Raw genomic sequence first — 1006 nt, forward strand, 5'->3', positions numbered from 1 at the left:
GTAATTTTCATGGATATTGCCTAAAGGAACTCCGAAACTTAAATGAATAATTTGGAATTCGGTGGCACTTAATTTCTTTTTCATTGTTTTTAAAAAAAGTTCGTGATGCACTTGTTTTAACCAGTGTCGATGCGGCGTTAATAAGGATGATGTTAAAGGATAATGATAATGATCTACCCAACTAACTAAAGTAATCGATTTAGTCATTTTTCGAATGGCTTCGAAAATCGCTTTCCGAAGATGGGATTTCGCATAAGCTAAAAAATCATAACCTAAATCTTGATAATGATCGAGAGCTTTACTTAAACCACTCATCCCTTCTTGTTCTAAATCGGCTCGAGTTAAACAACGCGGATAATATTTAAATTGATAAACTAGTTTTTTAACTAAAGGTAAATGTAATATTATTAATTGTTCGCGTAACTTAAAATTACTTTTATCTTTTAAAAAAAGTAAAAATAATGTGTTTCGATTCATGAGTTCCCTTTCTAAAAATATTTTAGAAAAGCTGAAGTTTCACTTTTTATTCTTTTTAAAAAATAAAAAGACCAACTGATAAGTTGATCTTAATGATTATTAAGTAATTATTTAGTTGTAATACTTTTGGGGTGCAGTGCGGCAGATCCTATTAGACTTAAACTAATTTGGTTTGATAATTGTTTTTGTTCTAAAGCTAATTCCACAATTCTTCTGCTATCACTTGATTATTATTAATTATAAATTAATAATCCCAAGAAAACAAACAAACAAATACTAATTATTTTCAATTGATTTTGTAATGTAAACATTTTAATTAAATCTCCTTTTATTTTTATTCTTTTAAATAGAACATATCGGAAGTTATTAAATTTTATCATCAGTTATCAGAGTTGGTTTTTTTATTATTTTCAGCTTCTCGAATTTTATCATAGTTGTGTTTATCTTGATAAAGCGATAAATTATTATGGAAAGGTTTTAAGTGGTGGTTAAAATTAATTAATTCAAAGTTAGAATTGGAAACACGCGC

At 27.1% G+C, this 1006-nt stretch carries 2 protein-coding genes; both read right to left on the minus strand.

The window, feature by feature from the left end; translation table 11 throughout:
* Nucleotides 1-477: sigma-70 family RNA polymerase sigma factor (locus OC683_RS02450; protein ID WP_304514951.1), on the minus strand; the 477-nt coding region annotated here is incomplete at its 3' end.
* A 233-nt stretch (nucleotides 478-710) separates the two neighbouring features.
* On the minus strand, nucleotides 711-857 hold the full coding sequence (locus OC683_RS02525; protein WP_420887827.1) for an SVM family protein: 147 nt from the start codon (nucleotides 855-857) through the stop codon (nucleotides 711-713).
* Nucleotides 858-1006: the final 149 nt, after the last annotated feature.

It is taken from the genome of Candidatus Phytoplasma crotalariae (assembly GCF_030586865.1).
GTDB classification, from domain to species: Bacteria; Bacillota_I; Bacilli_A; order Acholeplasmatales; family Acholeplasmataceae; genus Phytoplasma; species Phytoplasma citri.